General features: G+C 46.3%; 25 protein-coding genes. 10 read left to right on the top strand and 15 right to left on the bottom strand.

The window, feature by feature from the left end; all coding sequences use genetic code 11:
• Positions 1–51 precede the first annotated feature (51 nt).
• The 8 genes from EIZ48_RS20530 to EIZ48_RS20495 form a co-directional block, all read right to left on the bottom strand.
• Positions 52–600, bottom strand: coding sequence for a hypothetical protein (locus EIZ48_RS20530; protein WP_240153039.1), 549 nt, complete (start codon positions 598–600; stop codon positions 52–54).
• Positions 601–763: 163 nt separating this feature from the next.
• Complete coding sequence (locus EIZ48_RS20525; RefSeq protein WP_160655583.1) at positions 764–1,483, bottom strand: DUF3581 domain-containing protein; 720 nt, start codon at positions 1,481–1,483, stop codon at positions 764–766.
• A 235-nt stretch (positions 1,484–1,718) separates the two neighbouring features.
• Positions 1,719–2,165, bottom strand: a complete 447-nt coding sequence (locus tag EIZ48_RS20520; RefSeq protein WP_160655580.1) for an NUDIX domain-containing protein — start codon at positions 2,163–2,165, stop codon at positions 1,719–1,721.
• 374 nt (positions 2,166–2,539) lie between these two features.
• Positions 2,540–4,309: a bifunctional molybdopterin-guanine dinucleotide biosynthesis adaptor protein MobB/molybdopterin molybdotransferase MoeA gene (locus EIZ48_RS20515; protein WP_160655578.1), complete on the bottom strand. Its 1,770-nt coding sequence runs from the start codon at positions 4,307–4,309 to the stop codon at positions 2,540–2,542.
• The gene (gene mobA, locus EIZ48_RS20510; RefSeq protein WP_160655629.1) at positions 4,306–4,890 is read right to left on the bottom strand and encodes a molybdenum cofactor guanylyltransferase MobA; all 585 of its coding nucleotides are present in this window, start codon (positions 4,888–4,890) and stop codon (positions 4,306–4,308) included. The genes EIZ48_RS20515 and mobA overlap by 4 nt, the downstream gene beginning before the upstream one ends.
• Positions 4,877–5,581: an ATP-binding cassette domain-containing protein gene (locus EIZ48_RS20505; protein ID WP_160655575.1), complete on the bottom strand. Its 705-nt coding sequence runs from the start codon at positions 5,579–5,581 to the stop codon at positions 4,877–4,879. The genes mobA and EIZ48_RS20505 overlap by 14 nt, the downstream gene beginning before the upstream one ends.
• Before the next feature lie 15 nt (positions 5,582–5,596).
• Positions 5,597–6,298, bottom strand: a complete 702-nt coding sequence (locus EIZ48_RS20500; RefSeq protein ID WP_160655572.1) for an ABC transporter permease — start codon at positions 6,296–6,298, stop codon at positions 5,597–5,599.
• Positions 6,299–7,111, bottom strand: coding sequence for an ABC transporter substrate-binding protein (locus tag EIZ48_RS20495; protein ID WP_160655569.1), 813 nt, complete (start codon positions 7,109–7,111; stop codon positions 6,299–6,301).
• 277 nt (positions 7,112–7,388) lie between these two features.
• Between EIZ48_RS20495 and EIZ48_RS20490 the strand changes: the two genes are divergently transcribed.
• The 3 genes from EIZ48_RS20490 (at position 7,389) to EIZ48_RS20480 (ending at position 11,757) form a co-directional block, all read left to right on the top strand.
• A complete protein-coding gene (locus EIZ48_RS20490) occupies positions 7,389–8,897 on the top strand; it encodes a sigma-54-dependent transcriptional regulator (RefSeq protein WP_160655566.1) in 1,509 nt (502 codons plus the stop codon).
• Between the two features lie 16 nt (positions 8,898–8,913).
• Positions 8,914–10,953 carry a sensor histidine kinase gene (locus tag EIZ48_RS20485; RefSeq protein ID WP_240153038.1) on the top strand — a complete coding sequence of 680 codons (2,040 nt, stop codon included), beginning with the start codon at positions 8,914–8,916 and terminating at the stop codon, positions 10,951–10,953.
• A 417-nt stretch (positions 10,954–11,370) separates the two neighbouring features.
• Complete coding sequence (locus EIZ48_RS20480; RefSeq protein WP_160655565.1) at positions 11,371–11,757, top strand: hypothetical protein; 387 nt, start codon at positions 11,371–11,373, stop codon at positions 11,755–11,757.
• Here EIZ48_RS20480 and EIZ48_RS20475 read toward each other — a convergent pair.
• Positions 11,741–12,943 carry a transglycosylase SLT domain-containing protein gene (locus EIZ48_RS20475; RefSeq protein ID WP_160655562.1) on the bottom strand — a complete coding sequence of 401 codons (1,203 nt, stop codon included), beginning with the start codon at positions 12,941–12,943 and terminating at the stop codon, positions 11,741–11,743. The two genes, EIZ48_RS20480 and EIZ48_RS20475, sit on opposite strands and share 17 nt — an antisense overlap.
• Positions 12,944–13,277: 334 nt before the next feature.
• Here EIZ48_RS20475 and EIZ48_RS20470 point away from each other — a divergent pair, with 334 nt between their 5' ends.
• From EIZ48_RS20470 to EIZ48_RS20450, 5 genes are all read left to right on the top strand, one after another.
• Positions 13,278–13,799 (top strand): lecithin retinol acyltransferase family protein, encoded by a 522-nt coding sequence (locus tag EIZ48_RS20470; protein WP_160655561.1) that lies wholly within the window; start codon positions 13,278–13,280, stop codon positions 13,797–13,799.
• Between the two features lie 109 nt (positions 13,800–13,908).
• Positions 13,909–14,187, top strand: coding sequence for a polyhydroxyalkanoic acid system family protein (locus tag EIZ48_RS20465; protein WP_338046936.1), 279 nt, complete (start codon positions 13,909–13,911; stop codon positions 14,185–14,187).
• A gap of 210 nt (positions 14,188–14,397) precedes the next feature.
• A complete protein-coding gene (locus EIZ48_RS20460) occupies positions 14,398–14,994 on the top strand; it encodes a phasin-related domain-containing protein (protein ID WP_160655555.1) in 597 nt (198 codons plus the stop codon).
• A gap of 94 nt (positions 14,995–15,088) precedes the next feature.
• Entirely contained in the window at positions 15,089–15,448 is a 360-nt protein-coding gene (locus EIZ48_RS20455) for a phasin-related domain-containing protein (RefSeq protein WP_160655553.1), read from the top strand.
• Between the two features lie 292 nt (positions 15,449–15,740).
• Positions 15,741–16,676, top strand: a complete 936-nt coding sequence (locus tag EIZ48_RS20450; RefSeq protein ID WP_160655550.1) for an alpha/beta hydrolase — start codon at positions 15,741–15,743, stop codon at positions 16,674–16,676.
• Positions 16,677–16,681: 5 nt separating this feature from the next.
• Here the strand turns inward: EIZ48_RS20450 and EIZ48_RS20445 are convergent, their stop codons facing one another.
• Both EIZ48_RS20445 and pbpG read right to left on the bottom strand, forming a co-directional pair.
• Positions 16,682–17,614 carry a helix-turn-helix domain-containing protein gene (locus EIZ48_RS20445; RefSeq protein ID WP_160655547.1) on the bottom strand — a complete coding sequence of 311 codons (933 nt, stop codon included), beginning with the start codon at positions 17,612–17,614 and terminating at the stop codon, positions 16,682–16,684.
• Positions 17,615–17,659: 45 nt separating this feature from the next.
• On the bottom strand, positions 17,660–18,553 hold the full coding sequence (gene pbpG / locus EIZ48_RS20440; protein ID WP_160655544.1) for a D-alanyl-D-alanine endopeptidase: 894 nt from the start codon (positions 18,551–18,553) through the stop codon (positions 17,660–17,662).
• A gap of 305 nt (positions 18,554–18,858) precedes the next feature.
• Here pbpG and EIZ48_RS20435 point away from each other — a divergent pair, with 305 nt between their 5' ends.
• Positions 18,859–19,215 carry an MmcQ/YjbR family DNA-binding protein gene (locus EIZ48_RS20435; protein WP_160655540.1) on the top strand — a complete coding sequence of 119 codons (357 nt, stop codon included), beginning with the start codon at positions 18,859–18,861 and terminating at the stop codon, positions 19,213–19,215.
• A gap of 99 nt (positions 19,216–19,314) precedes the next feature.
• Positions 19,315–19,782, top strand: a complete 468-nt coding sequence (locus tag EIZ48_RS20430) for a GNAT family N-acetyltransferase (protein ID WP_160655537.1) — start codon at positions 19,315–19,317, stop codon at positions 19,780–19,782.
• 407 nt (positions 19,783–20,189) lie between these two features.
• Here EIZ48_RS20430 and EIZ48_RS20425 read toward each other — a convergent pair whose 3' ends face one another.
• The 4 genes from EIZ48_RS20425 to EIZ48_RS20410 all read right to left on the bottom strand — a co-directional run bounded on the left by EIZ48_RS20425 (position 20,190) and on the right by EIZ48_RS20410 (position 24,764).
• Positions 20,190–21,149, bottom strand: a complete 960-nt coding sequence (locus tag EIZ48_RS20425) for a hypothetical protein (RefSeq protein ID WP_160655535.1) — start codon at positions 21,147–21,149, stop codon at positions 20,190–20,192.
• Positions 21,150–21,527: 378 nt separating this feature from the next.
• Positions 21,528–22,160 (bottom strand): TetR/AcrR family transcriptional regulator, encoded by a 633-nt coding sequence (locus tag EIZ48_RS20420; RefSeq protein WP_160655532.1) that lies wholly within the window; start codon positions 22,158–22,160, stop codon positions 21,528–21,530.
• Between the two features lie 90 nt (positions 22,161–22,250).
• The gene (locus EIZ48_RS20415; RefSeq protein WP_160655530.1) at positions 22,251–22,766 is read right to left on the bottom strand and encodes a DUF2505 domain-containing protein; all 516 of its coding nucleotides are present in this window, start codon (positions 22,764–22,766) and stop codon (positions 22,251–22,253) included.
• A 9-nt stretch (positions 22,767–22,775) separates the two neighbouring features.
• Complete coding sequence (locus EIZ48_RS20410; protein ID WP_160655527.1) at positions 22,776–24,764, bottom strand: SDR family oxidoreductase; 1,989 nt, start codon at positions 24,762–24,764, stop codon at positions 22,776–22,778.
• Positions 24,765–24,912 lie beyond the last annotated feature (148 nt).

Raw genomic sequence — 24,912 nt, 5'->3', positions numbered from 1 at the left:
TATCAATAATACCAAGCTTAAAATACAGGAAATGCTGTTATGAGTTGTTTTCTAGTTCAATGGCTTTGGTGAAATTGGCACCATGATATGTCGGTATGGCGTATCTTTCCACATGATGTATGGCCCGCCGTTGCTTGGGTCGTCAGATAACCCTGCTAACATTTCTTCAGGCACGATGATCATCAAGTGCGCGCCCATTTCAACGTAGTCGTCGGCTTTCTTGGGATCGGAATGATATGGGTCAGAGTTACTGACTCCTGCGCCTAAATCACCCTGCAGCATGTAAGAAATACCAATTCGATCGGCCTTAAAGTCTTTCTTGTTCACCATGGCATCCAGCATTTCCATCCATACCGGATCGTTGCACATGGGCATACCATCATCGGGAAAAGTGTTTGGTAGACAGACCCAACCATTGGTGCCTTTGATAATTTCTTTACCGTCTACGATTACCGTCGCTTTACCACTGATTTCATCCGGAGCGGCTGATTTCGCTCTTGCAACAAGTGCTTGCAGATCATCTTCGGCAATACTGTTCATGCTCCCGGCAAAGCCAGCTACAGCAACAAACAGTAATTTAGGTATTAGTCGCTTAACCATGTTGGTTTCTCCACTACTTCTATGGTTGATACAAGTCGTATCAATGCAATATCAGTAAAAGACACCATAGAGTATAGGAGGAGAGGCAGAGGGCTAGATATATAAAGCGAAATAAAATGCCGGCTTTAAGGCCGGCATTTTTAGATTCTTTGGTGCTGTATGATTAAGCAGCTAATAACGCAGTGAAATCATCTTTTCGCTGGTTGAAGCGGTTAACCAAGTCGTCGATATCGTTTTGGCAGTACGGCTTAAGGCCGCTCATAACCATACGCTTACGGCCTGTACCGACAACTTCGCCGTTTTCTTTGAAGCAGAATTTCAAAGTCACGCTGCCGCGTTTGCCGTCAACATCAATATCAGAGCCTGTCAGCTCAACTGTTGGCGATGAAATATCAAGGCGTTCGAAATCAAGTTCCATGCTTTCATAGATAACCAACGGGCGAGTTGGGTTAATCATGATTTGCTTGGATTCCATTAGCGGTACCATGATATGCGGGAAATTCATACCAGAGAACTGGACATAGCTCTTGGTGACTTGTTCAATCAAGTCCTGGTTAAGCGTGGTCTCACCATCGCGGATGATGTGGAGATATTCCTTTCCGCTACCATCAATCATAGAAAGGTCATCGTTCGATTTCTGATCAACGCTGATGGCGATACCATCATTGATCATACCCGCGAACTCGAAACGCATTTTCTGGCTCAAGCCTACTTTGGAGAGAACAACAGAGAAAAGTAGGTCACCCGGAACACAGAAACGCTTGTTATCTTCATCATGGATAGGATTGAAGTCACCAGCTACTTTTTTGGCAAAATGACTGGCTTGTTCACGTGTGAAAGAGAATTCACCGTTCTGTTCAGAGTAATACGATTCTAAAAACATGCCTAACTTATGAATACCTTAGTTAATCAAACTGTCGTGTATTCTACATGAGAACTTCACAATAGATGGTCTAGCCAGTGAACGAGCAGTAAAGCTTGACTATTCGATAGAAAGCTTATAAAGATAAGCTGTTGAATATTAATACACTTTGCCTTGTATTTGCTGAATATCCAGACAGGGTGGGGGTGAACAGAGGCTGCTATGAACGCCGTTCATATGCTTTGAGCGTATGCTTCTAGAGCTTGTGGCCTTGGTAGATGGTAGAGAATTCTCTGTTTTTGAACACCTCTACTAACTCAGTCGGAAAGAATAAAATGCTATCGAGCTGCTCTAGCGGCACCCATTCATAGCCAATCTGAGCAGGATCGAGTTTACTGGCTGTATCAATAAAGCTGGGGGCTTTTCCCTCAACGAAGATTTCAATTTGGTGAAAGTGTTTGGGTAGGTAAGGAGTTGGCGAACGATCAGATATGAGATCTCGGATACACAGTACATCCCCCATGGTCGCCTTCAGGCCTATTTCTTCCATCAGTTCACGATGAAAAGCATCTTCCAGTGTTTCACCATGTTCGACACCGCCTCCTGGGGTGATATACCAGAATCCGCGTTCATCTTGATGCTTGCAGAGTAAAATGTGACCGTGATTATAGAATACTGCACGGACTGATATTCGGGGTCTCATAATGTGTCCTTTTACGGTGTCTGATCATTGCTCTCATAAATGATTGATAAAAAAATGATATTTTTGATGCAACGGGCAGCATAATTATGTAATATCCTCACCGCTTAATAAATGGCAAAGCAAAAGAATAATTTGCATTTGTCAAATAAAATAGAATTTTCAGGCTAGGTTACTTTATCTGAGCGTAAAAAAATATATACACAAAGTGTATTCAAAACCATCTTCTAGACGTGTAGAAGCTCAGGAAAATAAAGTAGCACGGAAGCTGCAAACAAAAAAGCACTCAGTAAACGGTGAATTCGCCGTTTTCTGAGTGCTAATAAATTGCAGCTATAACAATAAACTTAGAGTTTCAACATGTAGAAGTTTGCGGGTTAAATACGCCCCTCCAGAGGGATAACCCGAACCACTTCACCCACTTCAACACTTGGCTGTTCCGGCACTATTTCAATCAAACAGTTTGCTTCGCTCATCGAGCGAAGGATGCCTGAACCTTGTTTTCCAGTCGTTTTCACTGACAATCGCCCGTTGGCGTCAAGGCTGAAGATGCCTCGGCTGTACTCTGTACGACCGGGTCTTGAGCGAAGTTTTTCTGTGGCGATGGCATTGAATACCTGTGGCTGCCAGTTATCCATACCTTGAAGCTTGCGAATAGCTGGTTCGACAAACTGCAGGAAGGTCACCATAACGGCTACCGGATTGCCCGGCAGACCGAAGAAAGGGGTTTGCTGAATTTGACCAAATGCCAGTGGACGACCTGGACGCATATTGATTCGCCAGAAGTTTATTTGGCCAAGCTTGCCCAGTACGGTTTTGATGTAATCGGCATCACCGACAGAAACCCCACCTGAAGACAGAATAAGATCAGCTTGCTGACTGGCTTTGAGTAAAGTGGATTCCAGAGCTTCTTCACTATCTTCAATAATGCCAAGGTCGATTACTTCGCAACCTGTTTTGGTCAGCATAGAGAGTAGGGTATAGCGATTTGAGTCATAGATGCAGTTGGCCTTTTGTTCCTCGCCCGGATGTTGTACTTCATCACCGGTAGAGAAAATGGCCACTTTGACTGTAGAGTTAATGCTAACTGTATCAATACCCAGAGAAGCAATCATACCCAGCTCAGGAGCCGTAATTTGAGTGCCTGCTGTTACAGCCGTCTGACCGATGGCAAGATCCTCTCCAGCCTGGCGAACATTCTGGCCCTGTTTAATAGCGGCTTTAGTTGTGTTAAAGGTGACAGTGTCACCTTCTTGCTCAGCCAGTTCTCGCATAATGACGGTATCGGCGTTGGCCGGGACTGGTGCTCCCGTCATGATACGAACAGCCTGTCCAGCTTCTAGTGGTTGGTTATAGCTATGACCTGCCAGCACTTCGGCGACAACCGTGTAGTTGTCGCGTTCAAGATCATCGCCGCGAATGGCATAGCCATCCATTGCCGAGTTAGTATGTTGAGGCACATTGACCGGTGACAGAATGTCGCTTGAGACAATTTGTCCCAGCCCCTGTGCTAGAGGAACCGTTACGGCAAGTTTGGATGGGACGATTTGTTCCAAGATACGCGAGCGGCCTTCATCGACAGAGAGCATACCGGACGGATCAACATCAAAGCAGCTGAAGCTTTCGTTTTTCGTCTGGTTGGCAAAGCTCACAACAAAATCAGTCAATAGATCGAGGTTATTAATATCGAGCTGAGGCAGTTCTGTTGATGGCTTGATATCGGATGCAACTGCAATAATGTTGCTGTCCTCAGGATGCAACCAAGGTTTGCCAATCTCTTCACGGTGCAGTTCAATTTTGGGGAAATCGAGTTTCTTAAATCCTTCGACCAGAATAAGGTCAAGCTGGGTCTGATCGAGCTGGGAAATCAGGTAAGGCAGCGTTGCTTCTTCTTCCGGTGTTTCTGTTACCAGCGCACGACGGTAACGAGACGAGATCAGCATTTGGCTGGCTCCTGCTTTGCGCAGGCGATAGCTGTCTTTGCCTTCCTGGTCAATATCGAAGTTGTGGTGAGCATGTTTGATCACGGCAACACGTATGCCTCGCTCGACAAGTTTAGGCAACATGGCTTCAAGCAGTGTCGTCTTACCGGTGCCGCTCCACGCGGCAAAGCCCAGCAGGGGCAGGGATGCATAAATCTGACTCATAATTCCTGTCCAAATTGTTGTAGTTCTTGTGGTGTATTCAGGTTTACAAAGGCATTCGGCTGATCGCTAAAGTCAACGGTGATCATATTGCATTGTTTATACAGCAGGATGATCTTGCGATCGCCGTTTTCAAGAAAACGTTCCAGTTTTGGCAGAATTCGCCGGTTTAATAGTGTTACAACGGGTTGAATGTGCTCGCCGTCATGTGCCACAGCGATATCGGTGTCGCTTTGGCATGCTGCACTCATGCGAGAAACGAGATCTGCCGGTAGTCGAGGGCAGTCACAAGGGACGAAACCAATCCACTCATCGTTTAGGTGGTGCAGGGCTGCGTGCATACCTCCCAGCGGGCCAGGGTAATTTTGGATATGGTCGCCAAACACGGTTCCGTAAGTGTTATAACGCACTTGGTTGCGGTTGGCGTTAATAGTTATTGCGGAGGTTTGTGGTTGGAGCGTGTCGATGACATGTTCGATCATTGCGCGGCCGGCAAGTTCTACCAGCCCCTTGTCATTTCCCCCCATGCGGCTGGCTTGTCCACCAGCCAGGATCACCCAGCTTGTATTTTCAGGCGTAGGCATACTCATTGCTATCCTCATCGACGAGCTGCAAGTCTGCTCGTTCTATTAATTTTGTATTGGAGATGGTCCACTGGCGACGACACAAAGCCGTCAGGGCATTTTTCTGGTGGCTGGTGATCACAAGGCTGGTACCGCGATCAAGCAAGTCTTCAGCGAGAACCACCTGACGCTCTATCGATTCATGATCCAGGCTGGCACTTGATTCATCCATAAGCAATACGCCCGGTTTCAACACCCAGGCCCGCGCCATTGCCACGCGTTGGCGCTCACCGCCTGAAAGAACCGAAATATGTTCGTCGGCCAAGGTTTCTAACCCTACCATACGAAGGGCATTAATGGCTTCTGTTCGTCGCATCTGGCGGTTATTTATCGTAAATTTCAGGCCGTAACATACGTTATCGAACACAGTGCCATCAAACATGTAAGGAGTTTGGTGCATATAAATAACGCCACCCTGGCTTTTTCCTTTGAACAGTCTTGTCAACAGTGAGGCTTGTTGTAAATTCACCTTGCCCGTGGTCGGTTTCTGCAGGCCGGACAGCACCTTTAACAAGGTGGTTTTTCCGACGCCGTTATCGCCGGTCAGGTAAATGGCTTCTTGCGGGCCGATGCTTAGCTGAGGGATATGAAATAGCAGGCGGTCCTTGAAGCGGATTGAGAGGTCATGAGCCTGAATTGAGATTTGAGACATCATCTGCTCCTCAGCTTAATTGGTACGCAAATGGGCTTTGCCCCGCGCAACAGATAGAAAAAAGTTTAGTACGAGTGCCAGCAACAGCAGCACCATTCCTAATGCAACACCTTGAGCGAAGGCACCTTTCGAGCTCTCCAGTGCAATCGCCGTGGGAATATTCCGGGTTGAATTCAAAATATTGCCGCCGACCATCATAGAACAGCCTACCTCGGTAATAATGCGGCTAAAGGCAGCAATAACAGTGGCCATAAGCGGAAAGCGGCTCTCCCACATCAGGCTAGTAAGTGCCCTTGGGATACTAGCGCCGAGTGTGAGCGAAGTTTCCCAGGCACGGCGGTCACTGTTTTGAAAGGCTGCGTGCATCATTGAGACAAGGATCGGAAAGCAAATCAGGATCTGACCCAATATCATTGCCTGCTGGGTAAACAGCATCTTCCAGTCACCCAAGGGGCCGGATCGAGACAAGAGCATGTACAGCAGCAGTCCGATAACAACAGTCGGAATGGACTGAAAGGTGTTAAATATGGACAGTATCAGCCAGCGCCCGGGGAACTTGCCGTAGGCAAGGGCGAAGCCAATAAGTAATGCTGGCAAAAGCACAATGCTTATAGCCAGCAGAGAAACAGAGAAAGAGACACCAACAATGCCCCAGAGGGCAGTATCGCCGCTCAGCAGTAGCTGAACGGCTTGTTGGGTGGTTTGCCAAATATCCATTTATTGTGTGATAGCATCCGCGACAAATAGCTGTTCGCCATGTCGCTTATAGTTGTTGATCATTTTTTGTGCTTTCTGGTTAACCAGCCAGTCACTGAATGATTTCGCACCCTGGTAGTTAATATCAGGGTAGCGGCTTGGGTTAACCAGGATAACCTGATATGGGTTGAACAGGCGCTTGTCACCTTCAACCACAATCTTAAGATCAAGTTTGTTTTGGTACGCTAGCCAGGTTCCACGGTCTGTCATGGTATAGGCCTGCAGTTCAGATGCCATGTTCAATGTAGGACCCATGCCTTGACCAACAGCTTTGTAGCCGCCGAAGTTAGGCTCCATTTTTGTTTGTGCCCACAGGTTAAGTTCTTTCTTATGGGTACCTGAGTCATCGCCGCGAGAAACAAAGGTTGCGTTGTAAGAAGCAATTTTTGTCAATGCATCAGCAACATCTTTGTCGCCAGCAATTTTTGCCGGATCGGCTTGAGGTCCGACAACCACAAAGTCGTTGTGCATCAGTTTACGAGGTAATACACCATAGCCTTTCTCAACGAAATTCGCTTCGGCTTTCGGGGCGTGGGTCATAACAAGATCAACATCGCCATTTTGTCCCATACGCAGTGACTTACCGGTGCCAGCAGCCAGAACTTCAACACTGTAGCCAGTATCTTTTTTGAACTCAGGGAGCAGGTAGTCAAGCAGGCCAGAGTGATAGGTGCTGGTCGTCGTGGCCAGACGAATGGTCATATCTTCTGTGGCTTGGGCTGCACTTGCAGAGGCAAGGGAAAGAATAACAAGAGTCGTTTTTATAAATTTCATAGGTCTTCCTGACTTAATGTCAATTAAGTGAATACGCAAATAGCTGTTGCCTGTAAGGCAGACAATTCTTTCGTGACTGCCGAGGCTAAAGCAAATCAGGTGCCAATTTTTCTAACGCATTGAGATTAACGCGAACTCATGCTGCAAGTGAATGATTTTAAACAAGTATTGTGATCAAAAATGCAATTATATTCATTGCCGTCATAAACTGTTTTGACATTGGTTAACGAGGTGAGACAAAATGTCGCATCCCTTATTGATTGGTAAATAACAACTTATGTCTGAATCTGCTGCTTCTTCTTGGTCCGCTGTGTCGGTGCTTGTTGTAGATGACGAGCCGGGAATGCGAGCGATCCTCAAAAAAGCCCTGAGTAAGAAATTTGCCCAGGTTGATACCGCTGGCAGTATCGAGGAAGCGGAAGAGCTTCGCAAGCGATGTCACTTCGATCTGTTAATTGTGGACATTAATCTGCCGGGACGCTCAGGAATTGAGTGGCATGAAGCCTTCGACCCCTCGACACGCCGTAGTGATGTGATCTTCATGACGGGCTACGCAGACTTGGATACTGCTATTCAGGCTTTGCGTGCCGGTGCGTCTGATTTCATTCTCAAGCCGTTTAACCTCGACCAGATGATGCAGTCGGTCAACCGCTGTATCGAGAGGCGAATGGTCGAAAGACAGAATTTTGCCTTGCAGCGCGATATCGATCGAACATATCCGGTTGATATTATTGGTGATGCACAGCGTACGCTGATGATGAAAAAAATGATTGCCCAGGTCGCTCCTTCGCAGGCGGCGGTATTGGTAGAAGGCGAGTCGGGCACGGGCAAAGAGTTAGTTGCCAGGGCATTGCACCAGCTGAGCAAGCGCAGCGGGCCTTTTGTTCCTTTGAACTGTGGTGCTATTGCCCCTGACTTGCTGGAAAGTGAATTGTTTGGCCATGTTTCAGGTGCTTTTACCGGTGCTAAGAAAGGACGTGAAGGACTGTTTCGCGTTGCAAACAACGGTACCTTGTTCCTTGATGAAATAGGGGAGATGCCGCTTTCAATGCAATCATCGCTATTGCGAGCGCTGGAGCAAAAAGCTATTCGTCCTGTCGGTGCCGAGCGGGAAGTTCAGGTTGATGTCCGGATTGTGGCTGCTACCAACCGCAACCTGAAACAGGAAGTCGAGGAAGGACGTTTTCGCCGCGATCTGTACTATCGCTTGAATGTGCTAACCATCGAGTTGCCGGCTCTAAGGGATCGTGTTGAAGATATACCGGCTTTGTCTCATCATTTTACTCAGCAACTGGCGAAAGATTTAGGCGTAAAGCCGGTTAGCTGGACTCATGAAGATATCCAGTCAATGCAGGCTTATGACTGGCCGGGCAATATTCGCGAGCTTCGCAATATGATGGAGCGTTGCCTGCTGCTGGGTAAACCACCTGCTGAATACTGGCGGGAACTTGCCGGCGATGTTGTTATCACTTCTGCTACCACAGTAGTAGAGCAGCCTGTTGTATCCGATACACCAGTGGGAATTACCAACGCGGAAGAAACCTTCTCTTCCCTTGATTCTGAAGTTGTGCCAGCAGGCAATCAGCTACTGTGCTCCTGTACGGAGGCAAATGGAGATTCATTCTGTTACCCGACGGACTGGACGCTAAAAGAAGTAGAGAAAGCGCATATCATGCAGGTCGTAGATTCCCATGAAGGCAATAAGTCTGCCGCTGCCAGACAGCTTGGTGTTGCGCGGAAAACGCTTGAGCGAAAATACAAAGACTGGGCAGACGAAAGCGCATAAATAGGCAGTGACAGCTATGAAACAATATTTAGCGATGTGGGTTCGCCGTTTTCGAACTATGGTGCGCTACCGGCTGCTGATGCTGACATCAGTGCCAATCATCATTACCTTGTTGGCACTTATTGCGCTGACTATGTACTGGACCGTGATGTATACCTGGCAGAATGCGCTTAAAAATGCACGTGCAGATTTGGCGGTTGCCCACCACAGCATGGAGTTGCTGCAAAAAGAGCAGCGTATGCGCTTGACGGCATTATCCGAGTCTTACGATTTTCAGTATTTGCTGAGAAATGATGAGGCCAAACTCAGTGAGTGGGTAAGACAACAGGCGGGTCGCTACGATCTTGATTTTGTTGTCGTTCACCCAGCATCGGCTCTGGGGGAGTTTTCCAAGGCAAACCGTCGCTTGTTGATGAATGGTGAAGAGCAGACTTTTTTCCAGCAGCTCGATGAAATGGCGCTTGAAGATTTGCACCCCAACCTGCCAGCCAGGGCTCAAATCCCATTGCTTAGCGAAGGTGAGATTGAATCGAAGGGGCTGGTAAGCCGAAGCCTGATCCCCGTTTTCAACGAACAAAACAACCTGCAGTGGATTGTCGATGGCGGTATGCTGCTCAATAACAGTACTTCGCTGGTCGATCGAATCCGGGATCTGGTTTACGCCTCAGACACGTTACCCGAAGGTAGCATCGGAACCGTTACGCTATTTATGGACGATATCCGGGTAAGCACCAACGTACCACTAGACAGCGAGCAGCTTAACGGACGTGCAATAGGGACACGAGTCTCGGACGAGGTGAGACAGGCGGTATTGGCTAGCGGCCTGACATGGGTTGATCGGGCTTATGTTTACGATGACTGGTATGTGTCGGCCTATGAGCCGCTCCGCGATCATGATGGCCGTAGAATTGGCATGCTCTACACTGGCTATCTAGAATGGCCACTTATTCGCATTTACCTGACAAACATTGTTGAGCTTGGGGTGGGCATTGTACTTGTTCTGCTGATATCCGGTCTTGTGGTTTATCGCGGAGCACGTGATTTGTTTCGGCCGATAGAGAAAATTCACCAGGTCGTGAAAGCTGTACAACTGGGGCTTGATCGCCGGATAGGCTCACTGGATCTAACGCCCGATCATGAGTTGGAAATACTGGGCAAACAGTTTGACAGTATGCTGGATCAGCTTCACCAGCGTAACGAAGTGATAAAGCAGGCCTCAATCGAGCTGGAAGACAAAGTTAAGGCACGTACTAAGAGCCTGCATGAAAAAACCGAAGAACTAGAGCAGCACATTAAGTTGCTAAACCAGGCCCGCAGCAAGCTGGTAACCAGCGAAAAACTGGCGGCGCTGGGCGAGCTGACTGCCGGTATCGCACACGAGATCAATAACCCGACAGCAGTGATACTCGGCAATGTGGAGTTGCTTCAGTTTGAACTTGGAGACGATACCGAACGGGTGAAGGAAGAGCTGGGAGCTATTCATGAGCAGATCGACCGGATACGAAATATCACCCGAAGCCTGCTGCAATACAGCCGGCAAGGAGGGGTACAGGACGAAGTTACCTGGCAGCACCTTAATCCAATTGTTGAAGAGAGCCTGACATTGGTTCGTTCGGGAACGAAAAAGCATGCAATTCAGATAGAAACCAACCTGGAGGCTAAGTGTTGCGTCGAGGTTAATCGCCATCAGCTGTTGCAGGTTCTGGTTAACCTGCAGATGAACGGTGTCCATGCGATGGACGATCAAGGCTTGCTCAAAGTCGGAACAGAAGACTGGATTGACGAGCAGGGGAAGACCGTCGGTGCTGTTGTTCATATTACTGATCATGGTTGCGGGATCAGCAAAGAGAACCTGGAGCGAATCTTCAACCCGTTCTTTACGACACGCCGCAGCGGCACAGGTCTGGGGCTTTCTGTCAGTCAGGGTATTATCAGTGAAATTGGTGGTGATATCTGCGTGCAGTCTACGTCGGGTAAAGGATCGACCTTTTCTGTCTATTTACCGGACAAGGCGGTTGATAATAGTGGCTTGCAATTAGCCAAGATAGAAGAGTAGATCTCACTGCTCTTGCGCTATAAGTTCGAGAAATATAAAAAGGCATGTGATAAACATGCCTTTTTATTTGGGGTGAGATCTAAGTATAAGATATTTCATCTCAACAAGCCTCAATGTATTTAATTACATCATGAAAAGCCCGAAAACCATAAATACGACAGCAGTAAGTACTGTTCGACTAATAATGCCCATTTGGGTTGGAACGATCATTTCTGTATGTTGCATATAATTCCCTCTAATGATAAAAAAACTCCGATATGTTTGATGTAAAATTAAGTATAGAACATATTTCATATGCTTGGGGCTAAAAATCAACAACAGCGTTAATAGTTTGATGGGTTCAAAATAAACGCCTGAATCTTAGCCGGGCCACTATTTAGACCTATAATTGATAAAAAGTGTTAAGTGGTGGCTGTTATGAAATTAACTTTTTTGTTGTTCGGTGTATTTCTTCAAGGTGTGGCTATATATACCGCTTTTTATAGTGAGTTCACGGGGAATATATACCTGGCAACTATTGTATCAGTATTTTCTATATGTTGTTTAACCGCTATACGAAGCTTAATTGCGCCTGTTTGTTTACTGGCCGGTATCCTTGTCGGATTGTCTTTGTCTCATAACGAGTTGGATTTGCAGACGTTAACTGTCCTGGAGCAACAGGTACAACCTATGGTGCAGGCAAAGTATGAAGCTATTCAGGAAGTGTGGAACGCCTCTGTTCGCCTTGAATATACGCCAGAAGAGGACAGTGCTCATCTTGCTGACGTATCGAGTGCAGAGGTACCGGTTAAGGCTGCGGAATAAGCAGTTGTTGACCTGCAATTATCATTGATGCAGACATATCGTTGGCATTCATTATGCGAGCAACCGTGGTGTTATTTAGCAAGGCAAGTTCACTGAGGGAGTCACCAGGTTGAATGTGGTAAATGGTGAATTCTTCACGTGAACGATTAAAGCTTTTTCTGTTGCTATAAAACTGATTTTTGCTGCTGCTTGGGATTAATAATTTGTTTTCTCTTCCTGGGTAGGTATAGCCGCTGATGTAGCCAGGGTTTAATTGGTACAAGGTTTGGCTTGTCAGTCCTGCCTGGCCAGCAATAAGATCAAGTTTTACTCTATTGCTAATTGTGATTTCGGTAAGTACTTCTGTTGGTTCGATACGTGCAAGTTTTAAGTCATGGTGTGATCTGTTTTTGACGAGATCAGCCATGGCGAGAAGCTTGGGGACGTACAGGCGGGTTTCTTTTGGAAGCTTCAAGTGCCAGAAATCAGTGGGCTTGCCTTTGGCCGTATTTTTCTTGATTGCTCTTCTGACGCGCCCCTCACCGGTATTGTATGCGGCCATTGCATGAAGCCAGTTGCCATCAAATTTATCGTAGAGGTAGTCAAGAAGATCCAGGGCAGCAACGGTAGAGGTAATCACATCCCGACGCCCGTCATACCCTTTAAGATATTCCAGGCCAAAGGTTTTGCCTGTCGGGACTGTGATTTGCCACAAGCCTGCCGCGCCGCGGTGCGAGTGTGCAAATTGGTCAAATGAGCTTTCGATAAAGGGGAGCAGCACAAGTTCGTATGGCATACCGCGCTGTTCGACCTGCTGAAAGATGTAGAACAAGAAGGGTTTAGCGCGTTTGGTTACTGTGTCGATATGGTGTGGGTTGGAGAGGTACCAATTTTTATAGTATTCAACCCGCTTATCATCAGGCACAGGAATATCAAAAGCACCCCCCAGTATATCCCACAGGTCAGGGTTTATTGGCGCTGGTGTTTCAACGACATGCTTTTCATTCTTCGGGGCAGATAAGCTGGCGTCTGCCAGGATGTCATTTACCTGCTTGTTGTCTATTTCACAGTGGTGATTGAACAAGTCGGGAAACAGACGATTTGTGTTTTCTGGCTTAGGTAATGAAGCAGTTGATTGCTCAACTTGCGAAATTCCCTGACAACCAGAAATAATGATCACAACAAAAATAATAATATAATACTTCATAGTAATATCTTTATTTATTACAGACCAAGTACATTTATGCGTTATTGTAATTTCTTGATGTAAAAGAATTACACTACCTTATATTTATAGCAGCAAAAAAGTGATATCACCTAGGTAACTGGCTATTTAGTAAAGATATCTTAGAAATGAGACACATCAGTCCTTGACCTTAGACATGATACAGTCAGTATTTGTATTACACTTACCGTTAAATAAGACGTACTTTCATTCAAGCACGTAGTTGAGCCTAAAGAATTTGCAAGAACAACAAGACATTAAAAATATCATCAAGCTAAAAAAGTTGAGATGTAAAGGGCGGATAGGAGTAATTAAGATGTCAGAATTCTATTACCCTAAGGGGACAGTATTAAAAATCAGATGCAGTACTTATTGGCATTATGGTATTTCGGACGGCAATGGATGTGTGGTTCATAATTCGAAAAAAAGACGTCGGGTTCAGTTGGATACCTTGGATGAGTTTTCAGAGGGAAGGGACATCGTGGTAAGCACAATTACCAGTGCAAAGCCTGAGCAAGCTTACCATTACGCCACTCAGCAAGTTGGTCGGTCGTATAACCTATTTAGCCAGAACTGTGAGCAGTTTGTTCGCGAAGCCCATGGGTTGCCTGTCGAATGTACGCAGTTCCAGCAGTGTGTGGTTGCCTTGGCTGGCAGCTATATCATATTAAACGCCGAGGCTCCGGTGCTGAAAGTGGCCGGAATGGGGCTGTTGCTTGGTGCATTGTTTTCACCGACAGAGCATCGCCCGTACGGCCAGGCGGTCAAGGGAGCGAGGCTGGCAGTTGGCAGCGCGATGTGGGCAACACAGCTTTTCAGGAAACTGAATATTCTGTGAGTGATATAGATTATTCACTATTGGATCTTCACCACAGAAATGAAAATCGTGCACAGGTATGTTAAAAAGAAGTAACCGAGTAAATACACTAAATCGAGTGAGCTTCTTTGTGACTATTTTTATTGAACGTAACCATGATTTTCCTTTAGATGATATCACTGTTCTATCGGAGCAAATCGCAGGAGAGCTTGAGCAGGAATATGGACTCACCTGGGCTTGGGAAGAGAATAAGCTTCTGATCAATCACGCGTCTGCAAGGGGCTTTCTGCACTCCGAGGAGGGCAAGATTACGATAGAACTGAAACTAGGGTTTGCGGCCAGTCTATTCTCGGCCAGTATTGAAAACCATATTTCTGAGCGCCTGGATCAGTTGCTGCTTCCTAATTAATTGAATTTATTGCACTAAATAGAGCCCATCGATGGGCTCTTTTTCCTTCCCCCTCTACCTCGCCGAATTGTTGTTCGATTTTTTGATCCAGCACACGATAAATTGTTGTTTTAGTAAGAACATTCTAATTGAAATTCATATTCTGTAGTTAAGCAGTCAGGCAATACCCACTGGCTGACAAGTTGTCACAGAGATATGGAGGGCACACTCATGGGCATCTTTAAACAGACTGCGGAAGAATCTAAAAAAGAGCAGATTCGTGACGCTATGGTCTACAACATCTGGTTAGCTGGTTTGGGCGCTTATGCAAAAAGTGCAGACGAAGTAAATCAATTGTCGGATAAAGGAAAAAGCTTATTCGATGAGTTAATTGAACGCGGTCGAGCTGTTGAATCTAAAACCAAAGAGCGCGTACATACAGCGCGCAGTCATACTTCGGTAGCGATTGAAGAGCGTGTACACACGGTGGTTCAGAAGCTTATTGGTATTGATAATGAGCGTCTTGACCGTGTCGATGACAAGATTGATCAACTGACTTCAAACATTGAAGCGCTATTGGCTCGCCAGCAAGAAGTGGCGAAGCCGGCAGCGAAACCTGCGGCGAAGAAAACGACCGCAAAGTCTGCTGATAAGCCGGCCACAACGCGGACAAGAAAACCAAGCGTTGCGCGTCGTAAGCCTGTTAAGGCTGCAACTCCGGTACCTAAAGAACCAGTGGCTGAGAAGAAAACCACTTCTGAGCCGGTACAGCCAAAAGCCGTGGCCGCTAAGCCAGTTGAGGAAAAAAAGCCGGCAACTGAAGCCTAAGCGGTGTAAGGAACACGCACAGATAGCAAGTGAGCCATCGGTGTTTGTATAGATATTTTGACAATCCAGCGTGAATACGCAGGGGGATATGATTATGAGCGATAACACAGTAGTGAAAGCGGCCAAAAATGTCGTTGAAAGTGGTGAAGGTGTTGCACGCAACATCTGGCTAGCCGGTTTAGGTCTTTATAGCCGCAGCCTAGAAGAAGCGCAACAAATCAATGAGAAAACTAACCAGGTATTCGACGAGCTCGTCGAGCGTGGTAAAGAAGTCGAAATTGAAGCTAAAGAATGCATTGGTAAAAATGCAGAAAAAGCGACTGATGAAGTGGAAGCAGGTATGAATGACCTTTTCTACCGCCTCAGTGGCGTTGACCGTGAGAAGCTTGAGCGTATGGATGAAAAAATCGACAAGCTGACAGTCGCGGTTGAGAAGTTGGCAGAAGCAGAGTAACTGCCAGCGCAGGGTTACGATCAATAAGCCAGCCAGACGATAATGTAACCCTGTTAGGCATAACTGCCTTTCCCAGTCTGTAGGCAGTTTGCCTTTTAGGTTGCGCGTGGGCCATGCACGCGCACCTTTTTTAATTGTATGGCGTAGTCAGATTTAAACAGCGATGTTCATTATTTTGGACATATTTAATCGCAGTTGTTTGGGAGATTGAGCAATGTTTTTCTGCCATATGTTGACCAATCAGGATATTTAATCCTAAATTTGTTACTGAATTGTAATAAAGGTGGCGTTTATGGATAGTTGGCGAAATAGGGCTTTCAATAAGGTGTTATTTCGGATCATGCGACAGCGACTTGCTGGTTGTAATACCACACAAGAAATGCGTGATTTGATTTTAAGTATTGATAACTATGGTGCATTGATCTCGGCGCCAAAAGGGATGGAAGTTATCCCAACTAAATTTGCCCATATATCTTGTGATTGGGTCAATATGCCCCGTAGCAGCGGCAGTAAAATAATTTTGTATTTTCACGGTGGTGGTTTTTGTTTTCATAGCCCTAAAATACATGGTGCCTTTTTGGGCCGCCTGGCTAATGCGACAAAATCACGTGGTTTAATGGTGAACTACAGTCTTGCTCCCGAGAATCCTTATCCCACCGCCCCTGATGAGTGCTTTGCCGTCTATCGCGCACTGCTCATTCAAGGTTATTTACCACACCAAATCGTATTGGCCGGTGATTCAGCAGGGGGGAATCTAGCGATGACAACCTTGCTCAGATTAAGAGATGCCAATCTTCCTATGCCAGCCGGTGCGATCCTGATGTCACCGGTATCGGATATGGCCGTTACCGGCGAATCAGCCTTTAAAAAGTGCAAAGATGATCCCTTCTTTGATTTGAGTACGCTGCTGTTGATGCGCAATAACTATATCGGTAACCAGAACCCTTGTGATCCAGATATTTCGCCGTATTACGCCAAACTGCACGGTTTACCGCCGATTTTTATTACGGCAGGTACCGAAGAGTTGTTAATGGATGATGCGGTAAATCTCGCCGAAAAAATTGGCGAAGATGGAGGCGATGTCACTATCAATGTGGTGAAGGGGGTTCCCCATGTCTATCCGTTGTTTTACCAGTTAAGTGAAGCCCGGGAAGCAATCAAACTCATGTCTGGCTTCATCAACGAAAAATACAAATCAGCCAAGTCGGAGCAGAAAAAAGCCAGCTAGCGAGGCTAGGACTCTCTTGTAAAGCGGCGGCGAAAGTCTCTCGGTGTCAGGCCTGTTATTCTGATGAATATCTTCCGAAAGGCACTGATATCTTCGTATCCAACCTGACTGGCAATGGACTCAATACTTGCCGTTGATGATTCGATTAAATCACAGGCTTTCTGAATACGTGTCCTTTGTAGGTATTCAATTGGTTTTAGTCCTGTTGCCTTAACAAAGCGGCGCAAGAAGGTTCTTTCAGTCAGAAAACTCATTTCAGATAATTTGGTGACAGAAATTGCTCGGTGAAAGTTAATCTGGATATATTGCTGTATTTGCAGCACGGCCTGATCGCCATGGCCACGTCTGGGGATAAAGCGCGTGTAGTAACGCTGCTCCCGCTCACCCGTATCGACTACCATACTTTTTCCAAGCTGACGCATAATACTGGGGTGCGAAAACTGGGCAACTAACTCCAGTCCCAGATCGACCCATGACATAATCCCTCCGGCAGTAATAATGTCACCGTCATTGACGAGAATTCTCTCGCTGTTAAGCACAAGGGCAGGAAAACGGGTTGATAGCTTATCTGCCAGCCCCCAATGCGTCGTGACTTCCCTGGCATCGAGAAGCCCTGTAGCGGCTAGGATGAACGCCCCCGCACAGGCAGAGCAGATAATAGTCCCCGCCTGGTGGGCGGAGACAATCCAGTCGCAAAGATCCGCCGGAGGGGCCTGATAGGTTTGCTCGTCCAGGCTAGGAGGGATCACAAGAACCTGATAATGAGGCCGCTGATTGTCAATAGATTGGATGATGCTGGTTTCAAACTGAATGTTTGAGTCTTCTTGCTGGCCAATGCGATTGGCCAGCAAGAACAGTTCACTCAGGCCAAATACTGCAGACTGAAGGCAGCCGGAATAGTTTAGGATACCTATGCATACTTGTTTGTTATTGTGCACTTGTAGGCCATTTCCTGAGTTACATCGAAAAATAGAGCGACTTCGCTACTGGGTTAGTTCAGCTAATTTGGTGCGTTGGTAATGTTTGGCTGAGTCAGAAATTTTGCCGCTATTTCCGGTCTGGATCCATCTTTTAATTCTTCCCGCATCACCGACAGGGGTAAGTTTGCCGTAAGCATCAAGCATTACCATCAATAGTTTATTGCCATCGATACTGGTAACCATCGCAAGGCAATAGCCGGCAATATCGAGGTAACCGGTCTTGCTCAGTTCGACGTTCCACTTTTTACCGCGGGCAAGGGCGTTGGTGTTTGTATATCCCAGTTTGTATCTCGGTTTTTTGAAATATGCGGTATGAACCGGGGTGGTGCTGTACTTGCGGATCTCAGGATAATCGTATGCCGCTTTTACCATCTTGCTGATGTCGGCTGCTGTTGAGACATTCTTTGGGCTAAGGCCGGAGCTGTCCACAAAGCGGGTATCAGTCATTCCCAGAGATTTGGCTTTGGCATTCATGGCCTCGACAAAAGCACTATAACCGCCAGGGTAGTTGTCAGCCAGTGCTGCAGAGGCAAGGTTTTCGGATGACATCAGGGCAATATGAATGGCTTCGCCGCGGCTGAGCTGAGATTCCATTCTGATGCGTGAATAACCGTTATAGATACGCTCTTTATCGGTTTTGTCGAAAGTGATCTTCTCTTTAAGGGAAAGGTCGGCATCCAACACGACCATGGCGGTCATCAGTTTGGTGATCGATGCAATCGGCATAACGATATCAGCATTTTTTTGAAACAAGGTTTCGCCAGATTTGAGATCGGTAACAAAGGTACTGACAGAGGCTGTTTGAATTTTGCTCGGATCCAGTTTGGTTTCATCTGTTGCTGCAACGGCACTGCCTGTGCCCCACAAGGCTAAAACCAGTAATAACACTCTACCCACAATGACTCCTTGGCGTAGATGGTAAACGTTCTACCCAAGCATCCAGTGGCTGCTCGAGTTTCTTAACAAAGTGGATAATAGTTCACTTTATTGATTGCCGGTGCAAGTCATGATTGTGTAAAGCCGAGTTAGGCCACATTATGAGCTATTGCCTGGTTATCATTGACGAGAATTACAGCAATGTGCAGGTGCTGAATGTGACGGGTTTTCAGGGCTTGCAGATTGTAGATGGCCTGCAACCTTGGCATTTGTTAACGTACTGAATTAAAAGCGGTTGAACTAAGAAGAAGTTATGAGGAGAGGTTGTGAAACAGCAGGAGCTAGAAGAATACTTGGGAAAATTTCCGGGAGCTGAGGGCAGTTATCCATTTGGCCCGGAGGCATTGGTATATAAGGTGATGGGAAAAATGTTTGCGCTGGTGGCCATTCATCAAGGTGTCCCTCAGGTTACGTATAAGTGCCAGCCTGCCGATGGCGAGGTGCTGGTCAGTCAGTTCGAGGGTATTATTCCTGGTTACCATATGAATAAACGCCATTGGATAACTGTGTCGTTAAGCAGTGATGTTAACGATGCTATGTTGGTGGATTTGGCCGATAAATCCTACCACCTAGTTGTGAGCAAGCTAAGAAAGGTTGACCGCGAGGCGTTGTCGCAACTATAGAAAGCCCGACAGGTCTACATCGTTTGATGGAAGAAAAGCGCAATGGACGGTTTGGTTTGTCGTTGCTTGATAGTTGGTTAATAAGTGATGAGTATAAGTATGTTGAGCTTCAGACAAATAGATCCACAAAATGCACCGATGCATCTGCTGCTAGAGGCAGATCCCTCTGAAGCGAATGTGACAAAATACCTAATGAGTGCGCGGTGCTATGTTGCAGTCAGCAACGACGAGGTTGTCGGCGTTTGCGTGCTTAATAATACCCAAGACGATACAAAAAAAGACGATAATAAAATTGAGTTGTTTAATATTGCGGTGAGCCCCGATAGACAAGGTCAGGGAGTAGGGAAGGCACTTCTGCAATTTGTGATCGAATCTGAAAAGCGGCGGGGTATCAGCTGTATTGAGCTAGGCACCGGTACTTTTGGCTATCAACTTGCCTTCTATCAACGTCTGGGTTTTCGGGTAGATTCGATATTAAAGAACTTCTTTCTTGATAACTATGATGGGCCTATCTATGAGGTGGGGATACAGCATAAGGATATGCTGCGGTTAGTATTGCACCTGTAACCAATCCCTTACATCAGTCATCAGTATTTTGTATGTTTCTTTGTATTAGGTGCGTAATTGTTGTGCATTATTGTGAGTATTGACCTAATTTATAATAAGAACATTTGGTAGCTAGTTAGAAAAAGTTGCCATATCTGATTAGAGATGAGCATTTATTTGTCATGCCTGATGTCGGAGGGCGAAGATGAATTCATTTGAGGTATATTCAGATCAAGCTAACGGGCTGAGAACTCTTATCAAACGATATGAGTGCCGGGAAGTTGTAAAGGCTCACCAGAGCCAACTTCGAATAGCTATTGTATCTGGTGAGTCCAGGGACGTTGATGATTTGATGAAGTCGCTTGAAGTTGCACAACGTGCCTTTGAGGCGACTTATCAGAAGTAGAGATATTCTCTCAACGAATTACCTAGAAGTTATACGTCAGGCTAACCGGCATCGAGATATCTTGTATTGTTGATTCCTGATGACCTTCAAACTTAGCCAGTACGGCGTATTTGCCCTTTGATACTTTAACGCTGACTTCTTGTCCTTTTCCGACAGGAAGCCCGTCAAGGTAGAAGCTGGCGGGTTTGTTGCTCAGAAGAACGATATCGAAGGATTCAACACCCACTTCTTTGACAACTTGCGCATCGATATCTTCGTTGTATTGGACGAACAGGTTGAAGTTAGCTTTGTATTCAACATTACCATCGTAATCCATTGTGGCTGAATCGACCTTGAAATTGTTGGTGGTGCTAGTGATTTCGATTTGGCCAAAACGTGTTTCGACAGCATCGTTGATCAGCTTGGATGTTGTTTGCTTGCTTTCAAAACAAGCGCGAATAGATTGGTAAGGAGAGCATTGCAGTTTGCCTGAAACAGATACCGGAATAGGGTTAGCAAACTCTTTTTTGAGCCTGGTGACTACGCTGTCTCTGATATCAAGAAGCTTATCGTTGTAAAGTTTTTTCGACTCTCTGAGCGAGCTGTTCAGCAAGACGATTCTATCATTGTACTTTTTGATCTGAGCAGTATTTAGCTTGATTTGCTCTTGATTCAGCTTAATCTCTTTCGAGGTTTTTTTCATTTCCGCGAAGTAATAGTCGGTTTTTTCTTCAGTCCCCGATAACATCTCCTCGCTGAGGCGACGCTGATATTCCTGGTATAGCTGCTTATCTTTAACAATCGTTGATTTCTGTTCTTCAATACGAGAGGAAAGCGTAAAAATGCTGCTGCTGATCTTGGTTAGCTCTTTCAGTTCAGCTGTGTTGCTGTATTTAGCTTTTATTTGCTTAACCTGCTCTGCTTCGCTTTCTATGAGCAGTGTGTTGGCATGACTGGCAAAAGACAAACTAATGGCAGCTATGAGCATAGCGTTTTTAAACATGGGGCGATTAACCTTCGGAAAAGTACATATCCAACTCAGACATGCCAGGGTCTTTGTTATTGAGTAGCGACACATCTTACAACACGAGAGGCCATTTAATAACTAATCGGACCGAATGTCACTCATTTTATGAATAGATAATACAAAATTTATACATTTATCAAAGTTTCTTGCCGAATGGTGTACGCATACAAAGTCGTATGCATATTGCTTTGATTTACAAAGAGATACTTTGAGCTCTTACCTGTCAATAAAGTGACGCAGAATATGTGTGCAAGTGAGGAGAGGGCAAAGTTTGATGCGGCTAACAAGAAAAAACAATAACGCCCGTAAAATTTAAGGCGTTATTGTTTCGGTATTATCATGTCGAAAGCCGTATTAGCTCACGAGTTCGTCGAGCAAATCCTGGTGAGTATAAAACGGTGAGTCGGCTGATTCGGTTAAATAAGGCTCAACCATCGATATCAGGCGAAGTACACCAGCTCTGATCAATTCAGTTTCGCTGTATTTGTCATCCAGCAACGTTTGGTAATTGAGCCAGTTCAGGCTGACCAGCAATAAATTGTCGGCCAGCAAAGGCAGGCTTTTTTCATCGCACTTTAACTTACCAAGACTGATAAGGTGTGCCAGCATGTCATTGCTTAGATGGCGCAGCTTTAAGATCAGTGTCCGTATTTTACGCTTGATTTGCGGGCTCTGACTGTTGAGGCTGTCGAGGTTCCTGAACAAGAAACGATAGTGAGTGAATAACGCCATAATGGTGTGCATGAATGGCCAATAGTCATCAAAATCTTTTACTTGCTTCGGGTACTCGTTGCTGATGGTAACCAGTGAGTTTTGCAGCTCGGTTACCAGGGTCGCAATTATTTCGTCCTTGCCCCTGAAGTGATAGTACAGGTTACCCGGGCTGATCCCCATTTCAGTCGCAATAATCAGTGTGCTTACCTGTGCAATACCGTCACGGTTAAACAGGTCAAGGCTAACTAATAAAATCCTGTCGCGGGTTTTCATTGTATCTTCCTTGTTTTGCTAGGGTAGCTGCGCAGTGTTGGTGAAAAAGCACCGTAACACTGGCAACTACACATATCTCAGCGGCGGTTTTTAGTCCTCTGCAACCAGCTGTGGCAGTGTTTCACACAGAAACTCGTACTCACTTTGCATCTGCGCTTTGATATCATCACAGATGAAAGAGACTAACGTGCTGCCTATGAGCGGGACGGATGACTTAACAGTTACCGACACGTCGTTCTGGGTTGATACCCCAGTACGGTCTGTTGGTTCGCTGAACATCATCTGGCCCGATATTGTCGCCGGGACACCAATGATTTCGACATCCATATGACATAGTAGCTGCTCATTTTCCTGCCAGTGCCAACTTTCTTTTTGCTTTATGGTATTAAAGCTGCCCAAAATACTTTTCAGTACACCGGGTACGTTGGCTGGAACCTCGCGCTGGGTTTCCACAATGAAGCCATCATCCGTTTCTTCGAGTTTATTGACTCGGACATTTCTGGCACCCAGCTTCAGGTACTTGTCAGTGATGAGGTCGTCTTCACTGAAGTAACGTAGCAAGGTATCCAAATTTTCCTTGTAGTCATGGATTGCAGTAACTTGCATAGTGTTTCCTTACATGTGTATTTCACGGATGATGCTAGATAATGCCATCACATCGGCGCTATCTTGTTTTGGATCTGAATCATGCTCCAAGCCATCAGATTCGGGCGCCATGTTAAAGCCGGTACTCATTACCAGTTCGCCAATCTTCGGATAGACACCATGGACCAAGGCAGCAAACAGACCAAGACGGTTTGCAATACGTTTAGGTTTTTCAATGATTGCTTTGACAATCAGGTCGGCCGCTTCTTCGGATGTCAGCAGCGGGATCCCACCTTCAGCCTTACGGTAGTGATCAGCGATCATCGGTGTTTCCACCAAAGGCATATTGATAGTGGTAAAGTTGATCCCCTGGCCGCACAGCTCGGCACCGGCGGTACGGGTAAATGAGTCCAGTGCAGACTTCGAGGCCGCGTAGGCAGAGAAGCGTGGCTGGTTGGTCAGAACGGCAATCGAGGAGATATTGATAATATGTCCGGCACGTTGCTCGACCATCTCAGGCAGTAGTCCCAGGATCATTCTTAGCGAACCGAAGTAGTTGATCTGCATGGTACGCTCGTAGTCATGCAGACGCTCAGTGGAGTGCATAACCGAACGACGGATTGAACGTCCGGCGTTATTGATCAGGATATCGACCTTGCCGTGATCACGCTTGATTTCTTCCAGCACTTTTTGGCTAGGTTCATCTTTGCTTAGATCACACTGGTAGATATATGCGCGGCCACCGCGGCGCTCTACTTCATTACGGGTTTGCTGCAGGCGCTCCAGATCACGGGCAATAAGCACCAGCGTGGCATTTGTTTCAGCCAGTTTTAGTGCTGTGGTATAGCCAATACCTGATGATGCACCAGTCAGGGCAATCACTTTGTTGTCGACACAGCCTTTCAGGGTTCTGTCAACGTGAAGCGAAGGATCAAGGTTGCGTTCCCAGTAGTCCCAGATGTTGTTGGCGTAATCCGGAAGGCGAGGGCAACTGATGTTACTGTCTGACAGTGCACTCAATGTGTTGGTGCAATCAAACTGAGTCGGGTAGTTAAACATTCCCAGCGCATCTTTAGGGACCCGTATTTCCTGGCTAATCGCATCAATGAAACGCTTGAGGACAGGAAGCTGGCCAAGCTGGCTCCAGAAGTGGTTTGGTACCATACGGAACAGGCGCATATCCAGACGCATTGCCATCTTAGGGGCGTGGCCTGCCTCGGCAAACATATTGATGACTTCGCCGGCACGATAAGGATCAGGATCCACCAGGTGGAAGCACTGTCCCTCAACATTGTCCTTGTGAGAGATATGATCGATACAGTCAGCAACGTAATCGACCGGTACCAGGTTCAGTCGGCCACCTTCAAGCCCTAGCAGCGGCATCCACTCTGGCAGCGAGCGACGCAGGCGCTGAATGATTTTGAAGAAGTAATAGGGGCCGTCGACACGATCAGCTTCACCGGTGACTGAATCACCAATAACAATACCCGGGCGGTAGGCTCGCCATGGGATCGTTGCCGATTCTCTGACCAACTTTTCCGCATCGTGCTTGGTGGCGAAGTAAGGATGATCAAGACCAGTTGCCTCATCCAGCATATCTTCGCGGAACCAGCCACGGAATTGACCGGCGACTGCGATAGAACTGACGTAGTGGAAACAACCTGCGTTAATACGCTCTGCCAGTCTGAGCGTATTTTCTGTGCCGTTAATATTGGCACGCATCATTGCTTCTTCTTCTGCTTCAAGATCGTAAATTGCTGCAAGGTGGTAGAAGTTGGTGATCTTACCTGTTAGCAATTTGATGTTGTCGGCAGAGAGTGCCAGGTTCGGTTCGGTTATCGACCCGCGGAAACTATGAAACTTATTTTTGGGAAGTTGATATTTTTCAATGAGAGACTGAAGCCTTTCTTCGCATGCTTCGCTAAATGACAGTACGTAGATATCTCCCGGTCTCTTAGCCAGACGCCTTAAAAGTTGAGATCCGATAAATCCAGTTGCGCCGGTTATGAATGAATTCATGACCACTCCTTACGCTATTTATATTTCATGTAAATTCAGAGTAATTTGTTACTGGTCGGAGGACCAAGCTCTAGTGTGCACCTAGTGGCACAAAACTTAAAGCATAACAGGCAGAAATTAGGTATAGATCAATATTCCAAGCGGGAAT

It is taken from the genome of Photobacterium alginatilyticum, from assembly GCF_009910675.1.
Classification (GTDB): domain Bacteria; phylum Pseudomonadota; class Gammaproteobacteria; order Enterobacterales; family Vibrionaceae; genus Photobacterium; species Photobacterium alginatilyticum.
This window is presented reverse-complemented; position numbering and strand designations above follow the sequence as displayed.